Source organism: Leptolyngbya sp. Heron Island J, from assembly GCF_000482245.1.
In the GTDB taxonomy this organism is placed as follows: domain Bacteria; phylum Cyanobacteriota; class Cyanobacteriia; order Phormidesmidales; family Phormidesmidaceae; genus Leptothoe.
The window spans coordinates 1-21,562 of the sequence record NZ_AWNH01000018.1; the positions used below are offsets into that span (position 1 = coordinate 1).

Genomic DNA, 21,562 nt, shown 5'->3' on the forward strand with positions numbered 1-21,562 from the left:
AAGGATCTCAAGCCGATTTATCAAGCCGCTACCCTAGCCGAATCGGAAGCTGCCCTGTATGCCTTCAGTGAAAAATGGGATGAGGCCTACCCAGCCATTAGCCAGATCTGGATTCGCCACTGGGAGAATGTGATTCCCATCTTCGATTACCCCATGGAAATTCGTCGGGTGATTTACACCACCAATGCTATTGAATCTCTCAATCGTTCTCTGCGTAAGGTGATTAAGACCAAAGCCGTTTTTCCAGATGAAGACGCTGTTTGCAGGTTGATGTATCTGGCGATGAACAATATCGCGAAAAAATGGAATCGACCGATTAAAAATTGGCGTGCCGCACTGTCTCATTTTGCTATCCTGTTCCCAGAACGCTTCTCTCTCTAAACAAACAGCGTTTACACAAAATTCAGATCACTCTCCGCGCAATGGCTGAAATGCTTGTATGGCTTAGGGTTACGCTTTTTTCTTTGGTATCTAGATGCTGCGGATTTGGTCAGCGATGCTATTATTTGGGCAGTTCGCGCATTCGAACCTTGAAAACTAAATATTTCAAGGCTTTTCAAGGCCCGCCGTTCCAACATCCTCCAAACCCTCTCAGGGATTGAAACTTAACAAGACGGTTCTGGTCTTCCCAGTCAACGTGTTCCAACATCCTCCAAACCCTCTCAGGGATTGAAACGCAGTGTGGTGGAGTGTGAGGCGCGATCGCAGATTGTTCCAACATCCTCCAAACCCTCTCAGGGATTGAAACTGGAGTCGCGCTTGTTTTTTGCGGATAAGGTCTTCGTTCCAACATCCTCCAAACCCTCTCAGGGATTGAAACATCATTCGCAATCACAATCCTAAGCTCATCTATGTGGTTCCAACATCCTCCAAACCCTCTCAGGGATTGAAACTCATGAACCACCATCGTGTACGGGTGCTTGTCCCCGTTCCAACATCCTCCAAACCCTCTCAGGGATTGAAACTTCAGTTCCACCAACCCTCGTCTTCAGTTCCACCGTTCCAACATCCTCCAAACCCTCTCAGGGATTGAAACTAATGCCTCACTATAATCTAGTTCGATTTGGTCGTTGGTTCCAACATCCTCCAAACCCTCTCAGGGATTGAAACTAATGCCTCACTATAATCTAGTTCGATTTGGTCGTTGGTTCCAACATCCTCCAAACCCTCTCAGGGATTGAAACAGCTTCAAGAGGCCGACTTCTCTCTCGGCTTCCTGTTCCAACATCCTCCAAACCCTCTCAGGGATTGAAACAGGTTCCCGTAAGTTGCTGGTGAGTTTTTGGCAAGTTCCAACATCCTCCAAACCCTCTCAGGGATTGAAACAAAAATCGAATTGGTACACTCAAGGGCTATTCGAGGTTCCAACATCCTCCAAACCCTCTCAGGGATTGAAACAGTTATATGGTTAGTTGGCGTCACTTTTTGACCGGGTTCCAACATCCTCCAAACCCTCTCAGGGATTGAAACTTTGAAGTTTGGCTAGTAGTCCATTGGCCTGTCTCGTTCCAACATCCTCCAAACCCTCTCAGGGATTGAAACATTTGTGCTCACTACATTGTTTTCGTCAAAAAGTCGTTCCAACATCCTCCAAACCCTCTCAGGGATTGAAACTTGAGTACATGAGTCCAGGAAATTGGTCGGATAAGTTCCAACATCCTCCAAACCCTCTCAGGGATTGAAACTAGAAGGATCGAGTGACCGAACGCCAACCCCCAAGTTCCAACATCCTCCAAACCCTCTCAGGGATTGAAACTTTATGTCGGCAATGTGGTGCTTGCTCATAAAGGCGTTCCAACATCCTCCAAACCCTCTCAGGGATTGAAACGTCGGTCAACGGACGGTTGGCATTTTCCGACTTCAGGTTTCAACATCCTCCAAACCCTCTCAGGGATTGAAACAACCCAGTGGTGCCTCAGTGGCTGCCTGACCCAGGTTCCAACATCCTCCAAACCCTCTCAGGGATTGAAACAGTTGGCTTGCGGGGGAATCAGCAGGGCGAATATGTTCCAACATCCTCCAAACCCTCTCAGGGATTGAAACATAAGTCTTTATATGGGATCGATTATCCGCTAGCGTTCCAACATCCTCCAAACCCTCTCAGGGATTGAAACTTAGAGCGAGCAGAAGCCGCCCGCAAGCGATTAGCGTTCCAACATCCTCCAAACCCTCTCAGGGATTGAAACACTAACATTTTCACCCCTGATCAAATAAATCAGTTGTTCCAACATCCTCCAAACCCTCTCAGGGATCGGCACTGAGATTGAGGGCTGGAGCTTACCACAAGCGGTTCAAGTAGCTGGTGATTCAATCAACACGATTGTCAGCAACTACGCACATGCAATCAAGCCTCCATCGATGCCTGAATGGACGTAATCTGTACGTAATCTGCTAGAATTAGAGCCTAAAACCATTGAAATTGCGTTGGTTTTTTAGGAACGAGGCAATATGGCGATTATTGCGCTGAAGGCTTGGTATCTCCAGGATTATGAACCAATTCGGGACTTGGAAAAGCGCCCCCACGATCTACGGTTGGCAAAGAATAGCCTGCTGAAGTCGGCATTGCGGGCTGACTTTTTGGATGATATTGCCGATGTGCGTGAATCAGAATGGTTCCAGCGTTACCTAGAAGGGGATGCGGTGGAGTTTTATGTCGAAGGAAGCGGTACATATGCGATCGCAAATATCGACCTAATCAGCCATGAAATCTACTTTGCTAAGGCCGATTCCCTGGCTAACCTCGATCCCACCATCTTCCTGTGCTACCAGGAAGAATATCCCGAATCTAGCGATCTGCTGCGGGACATCCTGGAGCCCTACATCGAAAAATTTAACCGGCGCTCTCGACTACCCATACAGCTGGTCGAATCCCATCGTTTAAGTAATGGTCCAGTGCGGCTTAACAGTACCCTGATGCGCCACATCCGCCGTAGCCTATTGTTTATAGCCGATGCCACCCCAATTCTAGAAGTCGATAGCGATTTACCTTTGCTAGTGCCCAACCCGACGGTCTGTGTGGAACTAGGGTATGCCTTGTGTAATAAGCGTCCTGAGCAGCTGATTGTGGCCCAAATGGAACGGAATGACTTGCCGGGTCAGTTTCCGTTTGATATTGCCGCTCAGCACAAGTTGGAATTTAAAAGCAAATCCGCCTTGCAAAAAGCACTGCCCAAAATGCTAGATGCGAAGCTGCAGCGGTTTAATTTAGTAAGTTAAAAATGATTGGTAGCAGGATTGGCGGCCTAAGAATCAACGTGGGTGCGATGGTTTTTGGGACTGTAGCAGCTGTGCGATCGCATCTGTCTCACCTCGTCGTAGAGCATAGTCCAACGCAGTCCGATTCCATTGATCGCGAACAGTTACATCAGCTCCATGCTCCAGTAAAAGTTGAGTCAGCTCAAGATGGCCTTTAAATGATGCCAAAATCAGCGGTGTGACGCCTTCACCATCGATCCAATTCACATCGGCCCCATAGTCAATTAACAAACGCGCAATTTCTGTAAAACCATCGCGGGCAGCGTAGGTTAAGGCTGTATTTGTGTTGTAGACCAAATTTGGATCAATACCGCCTTGAAGTAGTTGACTGACCGTCTCAACATTGCCAGCCAGCGTTGCCTCAATCAAGGATGGAGTGGTCTCAGTCATCGAGACTGCATCGGCTGGCTGATCAGCTGGAGTACAGCTTCCCAAACAGAGCATAGGGAGTATAACCGCCATCAGCAAATAATGTTTAGAACTAACCCCGGAGCGATACATGATTATGATTGGTCCTTGTGTTCTTAATTGCTTAGCTGTTGTAGATTTTTTCTCTCAGATTACTCTCTTAGTCTCTTAATGAAAAAGTTGTTATGAAGTACATACCAGGCTCAAAATCTCATCTCTGGTTTCTTCTGGGGTTTTTCTCTTTGTATACACCGTAAATTTAGCCAGTTCATAATTAGAACGATGTCTAACAAAATGTTCGTTGGTGTTGTGGATATCCTCGGGTAAGTTCTTGTTGCGCTCGTTGAGGATTTGTAGTGCCTCATCTAAGTCTGGTGATGGCATTAACAGGATTACGTTGGAATACGGCATCAAAGCTGTTTCGACTCGCTTAAAAAGTGAAGCATCCTCATAGACAGAGTGGCCTGCTCCAAAATCGATGACGCAGTTTTGATGCTCAGCGAGTAATCTCTCAACGGCATGGGCCTCAAACGGCTTCCAGTAATGGATAATCCCCCAGGCTCCTTCAGTCTCTCGCTTATGCTGGGCTAGCTGCTGATCGTAACCAATCTCTTGATAATAGTCCCAGCGGCGTTCATCCATTGAGCACTGCGGCAGCCCCAGATGCTCTGACAAAAGTGCTCCAATCGTTGACTTGCCAACTCCCTGGGGGCCAATCAGGATAATATCTGACGACATGCTTACATTAAGTTGTATAACTTTGATTTAGTTTAGCAGCCGCTAGAGAGCGTTAGCGATGACCTGCACATTCGCTGTCTTGGGACTGCCATCGAGCCGGTTCAGTGGATCTTGCAGCTAAGACAACCTGGCCATTTTCCTGCACTTTCACGTGGCTAGCTTCGTAAATGGACTGATTATCTGCAGGTGTTGTTTGGGTTGTGCTAGAGGCAGGTTGCTCGGCTGTTGCTGGGCTGACACTGTCTAAAAAACGCAGATCTTGCCAGCTGCTGGATGAGGGTAAGCGCTGGGTGGGATTGGTCGGTAGCCCATGCTGTCCCCCAATGACAAAGCGGTTGTCGCTATCGGCTGGGCACCCGGCAACAATCTGATCAGTCGGATCGTTTACCGCTGTGGGGAGTTCTACTAGACCACTGTCGGGCTCCAGTTCAGGGGTGTTTAGCTCAACAACACCATTAAATTCTGGTCCCAAGGCGGAGGTGGCGGTAATGTCGCTCTCGGGGGTTAACCGTTCTCTAAAGTCGGTGCCGAGAAGGGTTTGAGCAGTGATGCTGACCTGTCCACCTCTACCTTGTTGGGCATTGGCAGTAATGTCGCTATTTTCGAGGGCGATTAGAAAAATAGTATCAATCTCAATGTTGCCACCGTCGGCATTACCGGCATCGGTATTAATGTTACTTCCGTGCCTGAGCAGCAGGAGCGAGGTTTGCAGTTCGATGTTGCCGCCAGCTCCAGTGTTGGTGGCGGCATTGAGGGTGCCGCCATTGTCTAAGCGAATCTGATTAGCTGTGGCCTTGAGGGTGCCTGCGTCACCGGAGCCAAGACTGTTGATTGCGATCGCACCCCCATCTCGAATAATCAGCTCATTAGCCGTGACCTGCAGCGCCCCGGCTGAGCCATTGCCCACTACCCCTGGAAAATCAGCTCGCCCAGACGACGATACCAAACTGCTGGGGAGTTCCACGGGCACCCCAAAGGGTTGTCGGGTACCGGTCCCACTAATTTCCAAAACGTCGGCTACATTGACGATTAGGGTTCCTCCAGGACCATCGCTAAAGGTGGTGGTGGAAATATTCGCTCCGTCCCGAATCAAGAGATTCCCCGTGTTGAGCACTACATCACCTGCTGGAGCACCGCTAAAGCTAGATGTTCCAGGGCCGCTGCCAAAGCTACCGTCAGGGGACAAGCCAATGATTTCAGTAGTACCGCCCACGTTGAGAATCACATCCCCGGCAGGCCCGCCCAATGGAATCAATCCGGTATTCAAAAAAGCCCCGGTTTGATTACTCACCTGCCCGCCGCCGGTCATGGTGAATTCTTGGGTATTGACGGTGATATTGCCCCCGGCACCAGTTCCAAAAATGCTGTTGGCAAAAATGCCCGTAGGGGCAATGGCTTCTGCTGGGGTATCACGCAATTCAACTGATTCGCTGGCGTTAACAACTAACTCTCCGCCATCCCCAGCACCAAAGGTGATGGTTTGTAACAGTCCACCCTCACTCACAACCAGACGCTGGGTATTAAGGGTTAAATCGCCCGCATCCTGGGTGGTGCCCTGCAGGGTGCCGGTTAAGATAACTGAGCCAATAATGTCGACGGATTCAGTGGCTGTGATTAACGTATCGCCCCCGGCCCCATTTCCACTCGTTGTAGTCGAGATTAGGGCTCCGTCTTCCAGCCGTAGTCGGGCAGTCTCAATCGATAGTTGACCCGCTGCCCCGGCTCCGTCGCTGCCTGCCAACAGTCCACTTTCGGCATCGGAAATGTCTAGCGTGCCTTGAATGGCACCAAGAATCAGGTTTTGGAGGGCATTTGCTCCCACACCGCTGAGGTCAACCGAGTCGCTGACTCGCAGGATCAGGTCTCCCCCGGTGCCATTTCCTGCTGTGGAGGCGGAGAGCAAAGCGCGATCGCGCACCTGCAGCTGTTGGGTCTCTACGAGCAGGTCTCCACCCATGCCCTCTCCCGCCGTATCGGTGCTCACCCGGCTGATCACCTGACCATTGGCTGAGGCTCCTTGCACCGTTACTGATTCGGTAGCAGTTATTCTCAAATCTGCACCAGGGAGTGGCCCCAGGGTCACCGCTAGAATTTGAGAGCCCTCCTCCACTAACACTGTTTGGCCATGTAAATCAATGGCCCCACCTCCAGGCCCGCTGGTGTTAAGTAGGGCTCCCTGGCTTAGGGTAATGGCCCCAAATTCTTGGACAGTGTCATAGTCGAGATCAAAGCCATCAATAGCAGGGGTGAGGCGAACCAGCCCCCCGGTGGCACTACCGATTTCTAATCGTCCTGTAGGCGCAGATACGGTGCCCCCTGCTAGCGTCACATCGCCTCCCACTAGCGCCAGCGTGTGACCCGGCGAGACAAATAACCCTGGCAGCGTTGGTGGAAAGGTGCCGGGGCCGTCTACCCGAATCTCTCCTGGGGTGGTGCCCATTTGCAGACCAGTGGGAGTGCTGACGGTTAATAGTGGCGGGGTATTGGGTGCAGTGGCGCTGAAAACACTGCCATCGTCAAAAACAATACTGTCAGCGCTGCTGGCGACAAATGAGCCTGGCACCTGCAGCACTGCATTGGGGCCAAAGATAATGCCATTGGGGTTGAGTAAAAATAAATCGGCATTACCCTGGGCGGTAATGACACCGTCGATATTAGAGCCTAGTGCCCCAGTAACTCGGGTAATGATGGTGGTCAGGGCCGGATCATTCTGAAAAAGAGCAGCTTCGCCATTGCGCAACGAGAACTGTTCAAAGCTGTGGAACAGGGTCTGGCTATCGTTGCTCAGTGTACCGCCGGTAATTGGACAAACTGTACAGCCATTAGGGACAGCTGAATTGACAGGCAAGCTGTTGTCAGGGGTGATTTGAGCCTGGGCCATGGGGGTGGCTGTGATCAGAATGCTCAGTAGTGTAGTCAGGCCCCAGCCGTGACTTCTGATCTTAGACGGATCTGGCCCATGGCCGTGAGTCTTGCTCTGATCAATGTCCATAACATCAATGACTGAACGGCTGTGCTCAATGACAAGTGAGGATTACTCTATTGCCTTAGGTTTACAAAATATTGTCGGTGTGTCGGGAGATGTCTGCAATCATCCAAGGTAATTTAAGGCGAATTCTTGCTAGCGTTCGTTAATCTATTTGTCGTGAAGAAATATATCTATGGTGCTAATCACCCAAGGGCTATCCCGATTACAATTCCGCTGGTTGGAATAAAAATGTGACAACGCTGTTGCCCAAAAAAGTGATAGGGGGCTGGATGGCGATGGGACTTGTGCAGATATTGAACAGAAGACGGTTTTGGCAGGGCCGCTGGTTAGTCGTGCTAGCGATGGTGAGCTGTTGGCTGGTGATTTGGACGACTCCAGGAGTGGCTACTGGCGATCAGGTGCTCTCCAGTGGCGTTGAACAAGTGGAAATAGGTGAGCCAGCTGATGGTGAGACGGTTGCGACTGGTTCACCCATGACCCAGGGCAGTGCCTTGTTTGCGGCAGGGCGGCTGGCGGCAGCGGCGGATGTCTGGCAGCAGGCGGCTCAGCAGTATGAAACCCAGGGCAATCATCTAGAACAGGCCAGAGCGCTGTATTATTTGGCGCTGGCCGATTTTAATTTGGGGCGGTGGGAGTTAGCTCACCAGGCGAATGGTCAGAGTCAAACTCTGCTCAAAACGGCGGCTACTGACACAGCGCTATTGGGGGCTAACTTAAACCTGCAGGGGCAGCTGCAGCTGGTTTTAGGACAGCCTGAACAGGCCATTGAGACCTGGCAACAGGCGGCGGCCATCTACGTTTCAGTGGGAGATGCCACTGGTCAGTTGGGGGCTCAGCTCAATCGGGCCAGGGCGCTACAAACCCTAGGGCATTATCAGCAATCGCAGCAGTTGTTGGAGCAATCGCTGGCTAAAATTCAGACCCAGGCTGATCCAGCGGTCAAAGCTACAGGGCTTAAACTCCTGGGGATTGCTCTACAGGCGGTGGGTGATTTGGAGCGATCGCAATCTCTGCTGACGGAAAGCTTAGCCCTGACCCAGCCCCTGGTGGCCACTAAGCCAATTTTTGCCAATCAGGCCAGTGCTACCCTGCTCAGCCTAGGTAATACCCTGGCTGCCTCTGGAGAAACCGCTGCCGCCCTCACCCACTATCAGCAAGCCGCCAACCTAGCGATCCAACCGTTAGCCCGCCTAGAGGCCCAGCTCAATCAGCTCCAGCTGTTGGTCAAGACCGAACAGTGGTCGCAGGCACAACCGTTGATATCGGCGCTGCCTCACCAGCTGCAGGCGCTCCCCCCCGGTCGCGATACGGTCTATGCCCAGGTAAATTTTGCCGCTAGCTGGATGCGGTTTGCCCAGGGGCGCGATCAATCTGCCCAGACCCGCATTGCTCAACTGCTGGCGGATGCGGTACAGATGGCTCGTGGGATAGGGGATATCCGGGCCGAGGCCTTTGCCCTGGGGCAGCTGGGTCATCTATATGAGACGGTCCAGCAATGGCAGGATGCGCAACAGGTGACCCAGGAGGCGATGCAGCTGGCTCAAGGGCTGGATGCTCCTGATTTAAAGATGGCCTGGCAGTGGCAGCTGGGACGTATTTTGAAACAGCAGGGACAGACAGACGGTGCGATCGCAGCCTACAGCGAAGCCGTCGGTTCACTCCAGTCGTTACGGCAGGAACTGGTAGCCTTAAATCCCGACCTCCAGTTTTCCTTTCTCGAAACCGTTGAACCTGTCTACCGTGAGCTAGTGGCGCTGCTATTAGATAACCAGCCCCAACAGCCCCAGCTACAACAAGCTAGACAATTAATCGAATCCCTACAGCTGGCCGAACTCGATAACTTTTTTCGCCATGCCTGTTTGGAGGCGAAATCTCAGCTGATTGACACCGTTGATCCAACCGCTGCTATTGTTTACCCGATCATTTTGGCCGATCGGCTAGCGGTGATTGTTTCGCGACCGGGGCTACCCCTGATTCACTACGAAACTCGCCTACCCCAGCCTGAGATTGAAGCCGCCATTGCCCAGCTGCAGCTTTATCTCAATCCTCACTTTTTTGAGGCCGATCGACTCCGAGTTTCTCAGCAGCTTTATGACTGGCTGATCCGCCCGGCTACAGACTTTCTGGCCGAGACCCAAACCCTGGTTTTTGTATTAGATGGCACCCTGCGTAATTTACCCATGGCCGTATTGCACGATGGTCAACACTATCTAGTCGAACGCTATGGCATTGCCCTGAGTCCTGGGTTACAGCTGTTGGAGCCCCAGTCCTTGAGTGTGGGCCAACTCGATGTGTTAACCGGCGGTCTGAGCGTTCCCCAACAGGGATTCGCCGCACTGCCTGCCGTTGACATCGAAGTCAACCAGATTGCGGCCACATTGCCCACAACCCAGTTGCTCAACCAAACTTTTACCACCGATCGCCTCAAACGCACCCTCAATGATGTGCCGTTCTCCGTGGTGCATCTAGCGACCCACGGCCAGTTTAGCTCCAGGGTAGAAGATACCTTTCTGGTCACCTGGGATGGCCGGATTAATGTACAAGACCTGGATGCGCTGTTGCAGCCTAGACGGCGAGATCCGCAACAGCCGCTGGAACTATTGGTACTCAGCGCCTGCCAAACCGCTACGGGGGATAAACGCGCTGCCCTCGGGCTGGCTGGCATGGCTCTACGCTCTGGAGCCCGCAGCACCCTGGCAACACTCTGGCAGGTAAAAGATGAGTCTACGGCCACCCTGATGGCGCAGTTTTATCAGCAGCTCGCCGAGAATCCAGGCATGACCAAAGCTGCAGCCCTCAGAGCGGCCCAGCTTAGTTTGTTACAACAGCCCCAATACCAGCATCCCTTTTACTGGGCACCGTTTGTTTTGGTGGGCAACTGGTTGTAGGCAGCAAGAATGACAAGTTTCAACTGGGGCAGGATTTATGAAGCGATGCTAAACCTCAAGGACGTAAGCAAGAAAGTTGAATGAGGGTTGGGTTACAGTTTCCCCAACATCTACCACTGGCAGGAATAACTAGGTACCATGAGGCTCTACCCGGCGTTCCCCTCTAGCAAGTGAATGGTGAGTGAAGACAATTTAGAGCCCTAAAATGTTGCTATTTTAGACATCTTTTTCACGTCTGCGCCCTCATTTCTCTGTCCTTCGCTGTCTCTGTTTCAAGTCTTCCGTAACATATCTCTTTTAATCTCTCGCATCTATGAAATATTCTTTATTTAATCGCTTGTGTTTAGCCGGGTTGGGGACGCTCATGTTAGGAACGCTGGTCACTCCAGCGATGCTAGCTGAAACGGTCTCCACTGCCAGGGCTCGAAGGGCAGCTGCGGCTGATGATTCATTTGTCATCTTTGAGCCGCCCTCTGATGAACGGGTCGACAATTCTCGCGGGGGGGCTTCTCGTCCTGCTGAAATCAAATGCATCCACGATGATGGCTATGCGCATCCATTGACGGCACTGCTGCCGCAGTCGGGGGTAGGGCTAACGGTGGCGGCCCATCCCACTCTGCTGGTATACGTGCCTGCGACCACAGCGACTCGGGCACACTTGACTTTGAGAAATGCTGATCACAGTGGCCTTTACCAAACCCAGGTAGAGATACCTGGGACTGGGGGGATTGTCAGTCTGCCGCTGCCAGCTGATAGCCCCACCCTGGAGGTGGGCAAGACCTATCATTGGTCCCTGGCGCTCCTTTGTCAGCCTACGCAAACAGACATGCCGATTACCAGCGGTCAGATCCGGCGGGTTGAACTGGCATCGGCAGCTTTGGCTGAATCGCAGTCTGTGTTAGACCAGACGGTGACCTATGGGCAATCTGGGGTGTGGCACGATATGTTAACAAATCTAGTACAGCTGCGCCAGACTCAGCCAGATAATCAGACGCTCAATCAGAACTGGTCTGAATTGCTGCGTAGGGAAAAGCTAGATGCGATCGCAAACATGCCATTGCTTAATTAATATTGCATTAGGCTGGAAAGCCAGCTAAAACGATGAAGCGTTAATGATGAGTGAGTTTCTGCAGGATTTTAGCCATCTCATCCTGCCATAATATCTATGGCGTGCTGATGGGAAAACCAGGCTAAAAAGTACTGCTAAGAGGAATTAGATGCGATGGATTGCTGCACTTTTAACAACGCCAATTGTGGCTGGTACAGTTATAGCCCTAAGACTGACAGGCGCACTGCAGCTATTAGAGTGGGCAATGTACGATCAATATTTTCACCTGCGCCCCACCGCATCCATTGATGACCGCATTGTCCTAGTCACCATTGACGAAACTGACATCAGTACCCTTGGTCAGTGGCCGCTTTCGGATGCCATCCTGGCCCAGCTGGTGCGCAACCTGAGGCAGCATCAGCCAGCGGTGATTGGTCTAGATTTATATCGTGACCTACCCGTAGAACCGGGGTATCAAGACTGGGTTGAGGTGATGACATCCACCCCTAATCTGATTGGTGTCGAAAAAGCAATTGGCCGCACAGTGGCCCCACCAGCAGAATTGGAGGATCAGGGACAGGTGGCCCTGACTGATTTACTGGTGGATGCAGATGGCAAGTTTCGACGGGGGCTATTGTCCCATCCGAATGCTGAAAATCAGCTGCGGCTGGGGCTAGGGGCTGAACTAGCGGTACGGTATTTGGCGGCTCGCGATGTGCCTCAGGGGGTGGAGGATGCGGACCAGAAAGCCTATCGTTTGGGTCAGGCTGTCCTGAGGCCCTTAAGTGGCAATGACGGCGGCTATGTTCGTACCAGTGCAGGTGGCTATCAGATCTTGATCAACTTCCGGGGACATGCGGACTATTTTCCCCAGGTGTCGGTGACGGATGTGCTCAATAATCGTCTGGACCCTGAATTAATTCGCGATCGCATTGTCATTGTTGGGGGGGTAGCCGCCAGTCTCAATGATTTGTTCTACACACCCTACAGCAGTCGGTTAATTAATACACCGGAGGCGACGGCGGGCATGGTGATCCATGCCAACCTGGCTAGTACTTTGGTGAGTGCAGCGTTGGATGGACGGGCCGTCTTACAGAGCTGGTCAGAACCAGTCGAAGCGGTATGGATTCTGGTGTGGTCAGGGGTGGGTGCCCTGGGATACTGTTGGCTACTGGATACTAAACGCCATAGCAAACGCATGGTGACCCGGTTGGCGGTTTTGATTACCTCGGTTGTGCTGGCAGGGGGTGTTTTAACGGTTAGTAGCTATCTGGCTTTTTTGGGGGGCTGGTGGATTCCGGTTGTGCCGCCGTTTGTGGCATTGATTGTTTCTGCAAGTGCGATCGCAGGCTACGAAATCCTGAAACTGCAGCAATATCGCACAGAGCTAGCCCAGCAAAACCTCAAACTTGAACAAGACAAAATTCGAGCTGAAGCCTCTTCCCAAGCCAAAAGCCAGTTTTTAGCTAAGATGAGCCACGAATTTCGTACTCCCCTCAATGCTATCCTGGGCTTCACTCAACTCATGGGTCAAGATTCCACATTAACAACACAACAGAAAAAGTCTCTAGACATTATCAATCTTAGTGGCGAGCATCTGTTGAACTTAATCAACGATATCCTCGAAATTTCTAAAATAGAAGCTAATCGAGTTGTCTTACATGAAACCAGTGTCAACCTTTACAGTCTTTTAGACATGCTCAAAGGCATGCTGGAGCCAAAAGCGACAGCTAAAGGTTTACAGCTCCAGTTTGAACGCAGCCCCAATATTCCCCAGTTTGTAACCGCCGATGAAGGTAAACTCCGCCAGGTCCTCATCAATCTATTAGACAACGCCATTAAATTTACCGACAGCGGTAGAGTTGTGCTCCAACTCTCAGAGGGTATCGTTGAGCCAGATACCATGACCCTACACTTTGCAGTCAAAGACACAGGGCCTGGCATTGCTGCGCACGATATCCCTCAGCTATTTGAAATTTTTACCCAAGGCAAAGTCAGTCAAACTGTTGTAGAAGGAGTCGGCTTGGGGCTCCCTATCAGTCAACAACTTGTGAATCTCATGGGGGGAGAGATTATCGTCAGCTCCACCTTAACTCAAGGAACAACCTTTCAGTTTGATATTCCGGTGCGGCTAGAGCGTTTACCCACCCATGCATTCCCACCGATATCCCAGGTGACCAGCCTGGCCGCCAATCAAGTTCCCTTTCGGATCTTGATTGCTGACGACGAACCCATTAGCCGCAAGCTGCTCAACAAACTGCTCACATCCCTGGGGTTTCAGATTCGGGAAGCAACCAATGGCCAAGAAGCCGTTGAACTTTGGGAAAGCTGGCATCCCCACTTTATTTGGATGGATATGCAAATGCCGGTGATGAATGGTTGTGAAGCCACTCGCCAAATCCGGCAAAAAAGTCGAGAAACCGATATCTCTCCCCCAACGATTGTGGCTTTGACGGCTAGTGCTCTGGCCCAAGATCGTGAACTCAGTTTGGGGGCTGGCTGTGATGATTTTGTCAGCAAACCATTCCGTCGAGACGAACTGCTAGACAAACTAGCGCAGTACCTGGGCGTTCGCTATCAGTAAAAGAGCTGTCTATGGGCAGAACTGCAAGCAAGGCCCTGCCGCTGGGTAGCTTGACTAGGTCACCAGTTCTGCTGTCTCAGTTTAGTAGCCTCTGGCTATCTAGGTTCGTAGAGATATTCAAACCAGTTGCTAAAGGGATCGCGTCCATAAACCGCAGCCGTCCCATTACGGGGTTGATGTTTCTTAACACTTTAAACATCCTCAAGGCAATACCCCGCTTGTGTTGAGACCAAGACCAATTACTCGATTGTCACCGACTACGGTTTTCCCTAACGGAGGCTTTCAGCACATCGCTTACTATGTAGTCAAAGCAAAAAAGAGACACGAATACCATGGATGCAACCTTTGATAGCGATAAGCGCAAAGTTCTGTCAGCCCTTGCCCACGGTTCTATCTTTCTGAGCCAGCTGTTATTGTCCGCTGGGATTCCGGCTGCTCTGTGGATTATTTCTGATGATCCGGTCATTAAAGAGAATTCCAAAGAAGCCTTAAATTTTCACCTGAATATCTGGATTTACAGCGTCATTGTCGGACTCCTCTGCTGGGTATTAATTGGCTGGCTGTTCGTGGTTCCCCTGCTAATTTTTCAGTGGGTGATGCCAGTGTTAGCAATTTTGGCTAGTTTTAGTAACCCAGAGGGTGCCTTTAAATACCCGTTTGTCATTCGCTTTCTTTAAGCCGGGTTGAATTTTGATGGAAAATAGGTTTCTATCAGGGGTTGCAGTATTAGACGGCTGGTTTTACATCCGGGTAAATACTTAGCCAATCTCATTGTTTGATGACGCGTGAAGACTTGACGAATCTCCTGATAAATCTATGGTCATCATGAATAAGAGGATAAGCAGTCCGTCAGGGCTGCTTTTTTCGTCATTCCGTTTGGCAAACTCCTGTGAATAAACATCGCTGGTTTAATTGGACTGAGTATGCTCTACTTGTGGGTTCCGGTGCTGGAACGCTTGCTTCGGTAGCCACACAGCAGGTGCTATTAGCTGCAGCTCCGTTGTCATTGTTAGCTGGATTGGGGTTGCTGAGTCGACGGCAGCTTCAGGAGAAGCTAAATCAAGATCAGTCAGTAATGTTGTCGGTTAACAGCAGCTTAGACAAACGTTTGCGAGATGTGCAAGAGCAATTAGAAGATTTGCCATCCCATGAGCAACTGAACGCTGTTCGACAGTCGGTGATTGCTCAAAATCAGCAGGACATTTTGAGTCTGTCTCAACTGTTTGAATATACACGGAAGATGCTGCTAGAAAAGATTGAAAAGCAGGATATTCCTGAATTGCAGGAGTTGCGCCAGGAACTTAAGAGCCTACGGAAGTATTCTAAAAAGGTGGGGGTTGACCTCAAAGATATCAAAGCTCGCTATCAGCAGCTATCGGACACGAGTCGGATTGAAACCGTTGAGTCCATAGTCGCTAAGCTTAAAGCTGAGGTGATGCAATTCCGGGTGCATATGGAGGTATTTGGAGCTGAGACCAAGAATGATATTTCTGGCCTCGATGATAAACTCCAATATTTAAAGCAGCAGGTGCAGCAGCTAACAACTGACGAAACTCAGGCCGTACTCAAAAAAGAAGTGCAGGAGTTGGTGAAAGCTGTCTCAGAACTAGTATCTCGGGATGAGTTTATGGTGCTATCAGCTCGTTTACAAAAAGAACTGGCTGATCAAGCTGCTAGACCGCAGCTATCACCTCCTTTGATGCCTGAGCCAAGACCGATGACGCAGTTACAACAGCGTGTAGATAAGTTAGAACGACAGCTGGGAACTGTCACTGATTCTGTATTGGAAGCCGTGGCTGAAACATTAGAACCCTTGCAAAAGGATAAGGGCAGCGTGTTTCAGCACCTACAACAGCGGTTAGATGACACAGATGAGCAGATGACTATACTGACTGATGCCGTGCTGGCAGCGGTGGATGAAACCTTGGAACCCATACAGGCATCAGTATCCAATATTGCCGACAGTCAGTGGCTATTTGATTTTGATAATGTTGCCGGCAAGTCCAACAGTCGAAAAGCATTAGAACAGCTGCTGGATCAAGCGACGGAAAGAGTCGTGTTAGTTTGGCCCTGGGCGGATAATGTCAATCTGGATGCGGATCTTTTACGGCGGCTTCAACAGGTGCTAGATCGTAACTGTCGCCTGGATATTGGTTGGTGTCATCAGGGAGATAGTCGCGAGCAGGTATTGTTACGAACGATTAGTCAGCGCTGGAGTGAAGATAGTACGCGCCATCGTCAGCTCAAACGTGCCTTGAATCAGCTCTTGCCGTTCAAGCAAGACTATCCAGATTTATTCTCCTTTAAGATTTTGGGCACTACTGAGAACTTTGCTGTATGCGATTCTACTTCTGCCCTGATTGGCATGCAGGCACTGTCTACCCAGACTAGTTTGTTCCCTAAGGTGAAACTCAAGCTGCGCACGACCGATCCTGCCGTGATTCAACCGTTGATGCAGCGTTTTGAGAACCTGGTGCTCGATGCTGATGATGCTGGGGCCTATTTTAATCGGGGGATCACTCGCTATGACATGCGCGACTGTGCTGGGGCCATTGAAGATTTTACCCAAGTGATTAATATTCGCCCGAGTGCAACTGCTTACAATTGTCGCGGTGTGGCCTGGATGGAAGTCAATGACTATGCTAAAGCTTTAAAAGATTTTGGCCATGCTATTCGGTTAAATTCTGAGTTATTTGCGGCTCGGTGTAACCGAGGTGTGCTCAGGATGGATATACGAGATTACGATGGGGCGTTGGATGATCTAGCTGCAGCGACTAGCCTTTGTCCCCAAAGTGCAATTCCCTATTTTTATCGAGGGCGTATTTTTCAATTCTTAGGGGAGTTACAGCAGGCTGTTGGGCAATTTGGTCTCGCCATTGAGCGACAGCCCAAGCTAGCGTTAGCCTACTGCTACCGGGGAGCGGTGTATCAAAAACAAGGCAAACTACTGCAGGCCATTGCTGATTTAGAAACAGCTGCTCGCCTTCTCCGCACCACTGGGGATATCAATAACCTGAAACAGGTGATGCGTAAGTTAGATAAGCTCAAGCAAACATTGCAGGTGAAAACGGCTGTGATGATGTAAGCATTGACTGTTAAACAAGCTTAGGGAGGAGAATAATAGATTCCCCTCCGCTGGCTGGCACTCATTAGGCGATTCCTTCTAAGCAGCGATCGCCTGGGCGAGTTGACCCATCAACCCAATTTCGCTGCAAACTTCGTAGAATTTGACTTCGGGTGGAGATGCAAACAGCCCAGATAATTCCCTAACAATTTTGTCGTAGGTGGGGGTGTGGTGTGCTTCCATATTGTCGACGTTATCCCAAAGGATCACGGCGATCCCACGATCGGTGCCAGGCTCCTGGAAAAGATAAGCGCCTTGGAAACCATCATCGTAGGTGGCCACAGCCTGTTCATAGAGTTGACGGGCTTCGGAAAAGCGACCGGGTTTGAATTCGCCGATAGCAATATAGGCCTGTTTATGCTTAAGAAAATCGGTAAAATCGGTAGTCATAGTACTCTCTCGTTGTGATAGGACAGGATTTTTTGATCCGTAACAATAAGTCTGTAACACTCATCTTTGAGTTTGCCTGTTTTGTGACGTTGATTTGTGATTCTTAGGGTTGATTTACGGTTTTGTTGGTTGGCTAGAGAATAAAGCTGTGTCAACCTGACGATAGAGTTGTGACCTATCATTGGAATTGTCAAGTACCCAGTCGGCCTGGGCTGTTTTTTGACTGAGGGGTAGCTGATTTTTGATCCGTGCTGCCGCTTCGCTTTGGGAGAGATGATTACGGGCCATCAATCGCTGTTGCTGTTGTTCAAGGCGACAAATAACCACCCAAATTTCGCTGACTAGATGGGTGAGGTTCGCTTCAAACAGCAGGGGAATGGCATAGACCAGGGTTTGAGTGGGAGGATACTGGCGACGCACCTGGGTAAACCGCTGGCGAACAAAGGGATGGATTTGCTGTTCGACCCAGTGTTTTTCGTCAGGTTGGTTGAAAATAATTGTGCCTAGATGACGACGATTAAGTGAACTATCGCTGAGCACAATGGCATCCCCATAGCGCTCGACCAAACTGCTGAGGATTGGTGCTCCCGGAGCGACGGCTTCACGGGCATAGATGTCAGCGTCGAGGATGGGAAGCTGGTGGGTGGTGGCCAGGTAGTCTGAAACAGTCGATTTGCCAGTGGCAATTCCTCCGGTCAGGCCAATGATCCGCTGAGCCTTACTCATGGGCCGCCCACTGCACCAGGACCTCGGTGAGACCGTCTAGGGTGTAGGTGGTGGCTTCAATATCTATGCGCCCCAGATCTTCTAGACAGGTTTTAGTGGTTTGGGGACCGATGGATGCGATCGCAACCCCTTCCAGATAATCCAGCCAACTCTCTCCAAACCGGCCCAGCATCAGCTGCTTAAAATGCCGCACTGTTTTAGAACTAGCAAACGTGACCACATCCACCTGTCTCTGCTGTAGTGCTACTGTGGCCCCAGCCGTCATCGCTTGGGGACAGCCCGACTCATAGGCTGCCACTTCAGCCACCATTGCCCCTTGGGCTACACATTCTTTAACCAATACATCTCGCCCCCCAGTTTCCACCCGGGGAAACAGTATCTTTAAACCTTTAAGGGAAACCGGAAAGCGCTCTATCAGGGAATCGGCCACATAGTGAGGAGGAATAAAATCAGCCCTAAAACCACGTTCAGTCAAAACATTAGCCGTTTTTTTACCCACCACCGCTAGCTTTAAATGGGCCAGTTGCCGCAGATCATACTGCTTGACTAACAACCGATCTAAAAAGAAATTGACTGCATTGGCGGAGGTCAAAATTAACCAGTCAAATGTTGACAATCTCTCCAAAGCCTGATCCAGGTCTGTCCAGCTGGACGGTGGACGAATTTCTAGGGCAGGCATATCAATAACCGTGGCCCCCTGGTGGTTAAGCAGAGTGGTAAACTCGCTGGATTGCCCGGTTGCACGGGTAACCAGAATTGTTTTGTTATTCAATCCTCTATTGACCATGGTATCAACGAATGTAGGCGGCACTAAAAACTCTCGCAAGCGTATCACTTCACCAATGACAATAATGCAAGGAGATAGCTTTTCACCCCTAGTGAGTTGAGCAATGTTAAGCAGTGTGCCCTGCCAGAGACGCTGTTGGGGTTGACTGGCCCATTGAATCACAACAATGGGAGTGTCACCGTGCCGTCCGTGGACTTGGAGCTGATGACAAATGTCTCCTAAATGTCGACCCCCCATCAGCAACACCAAGGTTTCTAAATTAGCCAGGGTAGGCCAGTCGAGGTTTTGAAGATTGTGGGCGGTAAACACACCAAACCCATGACTCAAGACTGGATCAGTCAGGGGAATAGCACTCAGTAAAGGAGCAGCCAGGGCCGAAGACACTCCAGGTATCACTTCAAAAGTACAGTTAGCCGCCTTGAGGGCCTGGATTTCACCCGCAGCGCGTCCAAAAATAAAAGGATCACCACTTTTTAGCCGCACCACCTGTTTGCCCTGCTGACAGTGATTGACTAGTAGCCGATTGATATCGGTCTGGGGGGTGCTGGGCTGCCCTCCTCGTTTGCCGACCTGAATGGCTTCACAGGCCGCAGGTAGCTGAGATAGCAAACGCTGATCTACCAGCGCATCATAAATTAGACAGTCAGCTTGCTGCAGCACTTGCTGACCGCGCACGGTGAGATAGTCGATATTGCCCGGACCTGCTCCTAAAAGATAAACCTTGCCATTTGCCGTCATTGTGTCAGCGCCATCCACTACTAATTCAGTGTCTAAGTGTACAAACCTCAGACGCTACCATACTGGTTACCGTTATTGGCATGATCCATTGGGCTTTCTTGCTGACACTGGCGGTAGACCTGGACAACAAAGGCCTGGTTCAGGGGGGGAATGGTGTAGTGGTTGGGAGAAGGTCTTATATGGTTTTAGGAGACATGTTGGAGCTAGCAACAGACGGTGCCGCCATGGCTGTTTCCCCCATCGTTTTCTGAGTAATCCCTTGAACTGTCAGTACTGAACAGGGGGCATGGTGCATTACATAGTTGCTGACACTGCCCAATAACAGTTCGCTAAAGCCAGTGCGACCCCGTCGACCCATGATGATTAAGTCGGCTTTCCACTTGGTGGCAATTTTGCATAGGGTTTCCCCAGGGGTACCAATGGGACAGGTGTATTCGGTACTCAGACCCTGACGCTGGGCAAAGTCGGTTTGAGATCGCATCCAACCCTCAATTTCCTGCTGCTGCTGTTGCCAGCTAACCATATGGCTTTGGTATAACTCTGTCGTCCAAATACCCTGCATCCCCTCCATACTTAGATAAATCGGGTCTGGATAACCCACATCCATCGGTGGGATAACCGTAACAAGGTTAAGCGTAGCCGTGGGCTTGGCTAAAGCAATAGCTTCTTCCAGTACACTGCGACTACTCTGACTGCGATCTAAGGCTACTAAAATGCGTTGAAACATGGCGACTATTCTCCTATGCACGGAGCGTGTGGGATTAAACAATCGACAATTTTAATTATTAATGACTCAAGCCTCAAAGACACAAAAAAAACTACAGTCACTAAAAAACTCAACCTATAAATTGAGAAATATTAAGTTTAAAGCACTAAGCACTAATAAGTTTGTCTTGCAAGAAACATAAGGCTGGCTGCAAACAATGAACTTTGAATCATGGCACATGGATGTAAACGTAATTGAAGTAAAAGATTACTGAGTGCTAATAAGTATTGAGCGTGAATTTCTGATCAATATCTATTTCCTTAGGTTCTGCTAAAGCCCTCCTAGATATAGATATGACAACTCTTAGCGAGTTTTATTTTCAGACTTTCGACAGACTACTGAACAACATAGAGAATACTTTGGAAACCGCTGATAAATCCTGTAAATGCCAATGATTTTGTCCATTAAGACTTGAAAATAACAATTTGACGTGATAACTTCTAATACTTGATAAGTAATATGAACAATACTTTCAAGTCTTTACCAGCTGTTGTTCTCCTCCTCGCTCGAACTCTAGAATGCAAGTGGTCAAAAACATTTGGGAAGAGATAAAAAATCGATAACGCTCTTTCTAAAAGTAGACCGTACGCAAATCTCACTTCATTTTAGTTGAGATTATCAATATCTAAAACTACAGGTTGCTCAATCATAAATTACAGTTAGCCCCTGTGGTTCTTGGCGGTATCCACCGTTTCCCACCCCAGTTAATATAGGTTATAGAGGATAGAGTCATGCGTAGTCTTCGTTGGTTAGCAGATAGTTTTAACTACATTTTTGGCGCAGCTGTTCGTATTTTTGGGCCGAATGACGATGCCTATCCCTATGTTGGTGTGCAGCCCTATGAAGGTGATCCCTATTCTTCTAGTTGGGTATAGCTAGCCTGGTGTTGTTATTGACCTAATAACGACTAGCTCATTGATGATCGATATGCTCCTCTAAAGCTCTGGTGTTAGTGCCGGAGCTTTTTTATTGACCCAGACAAATCCATGGTGCTGGCAAATGTATTAGTAGATATAAGTAGGTTGACCCAATTAGCTATCAGATATCGAGGCCCCCTCCCGTCCCCCAATCCTGGGGGAGGCTAGACTCAAAGCCCCCAGGATTGGGGGTTTGGGGGCAAA

At 49.9% G+C, this 21,562-nt stretch carries 15 protein-coding genes and 1 CRISPR repeat array; of the genes, 8 read left to right on the plus strand and 7 right to left on the minus strand.

All coding sequences use genetic code 11. From position 1 onward, the window contains the following. Positions 1-381: IS256 family transposase (locus tag N836_RS45700; RefSeq protein WP_023071356.1), on the plus strand; the 381-nt coding region annotated here is incomplete at its 5' end. A gap of 187 nt (positions 382-568) precedes the next feature. Then, a CRISPR array of direct repeats spans positions 569-2,258; the repeat unit is 37 nt; unit sequence GTTCCAACATCCTCCAAACCCTCTCAGGGATTGAAAC. 190 nt (positions 2,259-2,448) lie between these two features. Next, positions 2,449-3,216, plus strand: a complete 768-nt coding sequence (locus N836_RS45705) for a hypothetical protein (protein WP_023071357.1) — start codon at positions 2,449-2,451, stop codon at positions 3,214-3,216. Between the two features lie 33 nt (positions 3,217-3,249). Here N836_RS45705 and N836_RS72930 read toward each other — a convergent pair whose 3' ends face one another. The 3 genes from N836_RS72930 to N836_RS45720 all read right to left on the minus strand — a co-directional run bounded on the left by N836_RS72930 (position 3,250) and on the right by N836_RS45720 (position 7,393). Then, positions 3,250-3,717 (minus strand): ankyrin repeat domain-containing protein, encoded by a 468-nt coding sequence (locus tag N836_RS72930; protein ID WP_161634936.1) that lies wholly within the window; start codon positions 3,715-3,717, stop codon positions 3,250-3,252. Positions 3,718-3,846: 129 nt separating this feature from the next. Beyond that, entirely contained in the window at positions 3,847-4,401 is a 555-nt protein-coding gene (locus N836_RS45715) for a shikimate kinase (protein ID WP_023071359.1), read from the minus strand. Positions 4,402-4,453: 52 nt separating this feature from the next. Next, on the minus strand, positions 4,454-7,393 hold the full coding sequence (locus N836_RS45720) for a two-partner secretion domain-containing protein (RefSeq protein WP_023071360.1): 2,940 nt from the start codon (positions 7,391-7,393) through the stop codon (positions 4,454-4,456). A 266-nt stretch (positions 7,394-7,659) separates the two neighbouring features. Here N836_RS45720 and N836_RS45725 point away from each other — a divergent pair, with 266 nt between their 5' ends. The 5 genes from N836_RS45725 to N836_RS72935 all read left to right on the plus strand — a co-directional run bounded on the left by N836_RS45725 (position 7,660) and on the right by N836_RS72935 (position 16,995). Then, positions 7,660-10,278, plus strand: a complete 2,619-nt coding sequence (locus N836_RS45725) for a CHAT domain-containing protein (RefSeq protein WP_023071361.1) — start codon at positions 7,660-7,662, stop codon at positions 10,276-10,278. Between the two features lie 313 nt (positions 10,279-10,591). Next, on the plus strand, positions 10,592-11,347 hold the full coding sequence (locus tag N836_RS45730; protein ID WP_081716807.1) for a DUF928 domain-containing protein: 756 nt from the start codon (positions 10,592-10,594) through the stop codon (positions 11,345-11,347). A gap of 148 nt (positions 11,348-11,495) precedes the next feature. Then, positions 11,496-13,910 (plus strand): CHASE2 domain-containing protein, encoded by a 2,415-nt coding sequence (locus N836_RS45735; protein WP_023071363.1) that lies wholly within the window; start codon positions 11,496-11,498, stop codon positions 13,908-13,910. A gap of 332 nt (positions 13,911-14,242) precedes the next feature. Continuing rightward, positions 14,243-14,587, plus strand: coding sequence for a DUF4870 domain-containing protein (locus N836_RS45740; RefSeq protein ID WP_023071364.1), 345 nt, complete (start codon positions 14,243-14,245; stop codon positions 14,585-14,587). A 212-nt stretch (positions 14,588-14,799) separates the two neighbouring features. Then, positions 14,800-16,995, plus strand: a complete 2,196-nt coding sequence (locus N836_RS72935) for a hypothetical protein (RefSeq protein ID WP_023071365.1) — start codon at positions 14,800-14,802, stop codon at positions 16,993-16,995. A gap of 78 nt (positions 16,996-17,073) precedes the next feature. Here the strand turns inward: N836_RS72935 and N836_RS45750 are convergent, their stop codons facing one another. The 4 genes from N836_RS45750 to N836_RS45765 form a co-directional block, all read right to left on the minus strand. Then, a complete protein-coding gene (locus N836_RS45750; protein ID WP_023071366.1) occupies positions 17,074-17,424 on the minus strand; it encodes a hypothetical protein in 351 nt (116 codons plus the stop codon). 114 nt (positions 17,425-17,538) lie between these two features. After that, entirely contained in the window at positions 17,539-18,150 is a 612-nt protein-coding gene (coaE, locus tag N836_RS45755) for a dephospho-CoA kinase (protein ID WP_023071367.1), read from the minus strand. Continuing rightward, the gene (gene cobA / locus N836_RS45760; RefSeq protein WP_031291885.1) at positions 18,143-19,675 is read right to left on the minus strand and encodes a uroporphyrinogen-III C-methyltransferase; all 1,533 of its coding nucleotides are present in this window, start codon (positions 19,673-19,675) and stop codon (positions 18,143-18,145) included. The genes coaE and cobA overlap by 8 nt, the downstream gene beginning before the upstream one ends. A 175-nt stretch (positions 19,676-19,850) precedes the next feature. Then, the gene (locus N836_RS45765; RefSeq protein ID WP_023071369.1) at positions 19,851-20,402 is read right to left on the minus strand and encodes a universal stress protein; all 552 of its coding nucleotides are present in this window, start codon (positions 20,400-20,402) and stop codon (positions 19,851-19,853) included. Positions 20,403-21,172: 770 nt separating this feature from the next. Between N836_RS45765 and N836_RS76965 the strand changes: the two genes are divergently transcribed. Next, positions 21,173-21,316 (plus strand): hypothetical protein, encoded by a 144-nt coding sequence (locus N836_RS76965; RefSeq protein WP_023071370.1) that lies wholly within the window; start codon positions 21,173-21,175, stop codon positions 21,314-21,316. Positions 21,317-21,562: the final 246 nt, after the last annotated feature.

Coding starts and splice junctions, on each gene's coding strand:
- cobA (WP_031291885.1), bottom strand. CDS start 19,675: ATGACGGCAAATGGCAAGGTTTATCTTTTAGGAGCAGGTCCGGGCAAT.
- N836_RS45730 (WP_081716807.1), top strand. CDS start 10,592: ATGAAATATTCTTTATTTAATCGCTTGTGTTTAGCCGGGTTGGGGACG.
- N836_RS45725 (WP_023071361.1), top strand. CDS start 7,660: ATGGCGATGGGACTTGTGCAGATATTGAACAGAAGACGGTTTTGGCAG.
- N836_RS45765 (WP_023071369.1), bottom strand. CDS start 20,402: ATGTTTCAACGCATTTTAGTAGCCTTAGATCGCAGTCAGAGTAGTCGC.
- N836_RS76965 (WP_023071370.1), top strand. CDS start 21,173: ATGCGTAGTCTTCGTTGGTTAGCAGATAGTTTTAACTACATTTTTGGC.
- N836_RS45705 (WP_023071357.1), top strand. CDS start 2,449: ATGGCGATTATTGCGCTGAAGGCTTGGTATCTCCAGGATTATGAACCA.
- N836_RS45740 (WP_023071364.1), top strand. CDS start 14,243: ATGGATGCAACCTTTGATAGCGATAAGCGCAAAGTTCTGTCAGCCCTT.
- N836_RS72930 (WP_161634936.1), bottom strand. CDS start 3,717: ATGGCGGTTATACTCCCTATGCTCTGTTTGGGAAGCTGTACTCCAGCT.
- N836_RS45735 (WP_023071363.1), top strand. CDS start 11,496: ATGCGATGGATTGCTGCACTTTTAACAACGCCAATTGTGGCTGGTACA.
- N836_RS45750 (WP_023071366.1), bottom strand. CDS start 17,424: ATGACTACCGATTTTACCGATTTTCTTAAGCATAAACAGGCCTATATT.
- coaE (WP_023071367.1), bottom strand. CDS start 18,150: ATGAGTAAGGCTCAGCGGATCATTGGCCTGACCGGAGGAATTGCCACT.
- N836_RS45720 (WP_023071360.1), bottom strand. CDS start 7,393: ATGGACATTGATCAGAGCAAGACTCACGGCCATGGGCCAGATCCGTCT.
- N836_RS45715 (WP_023071359.1), bottom strand. CDS start 4,401: ATGTCGTCAGATATTATCCTGATTGGCCCCCAGGGAGTTGGCAAGTCA.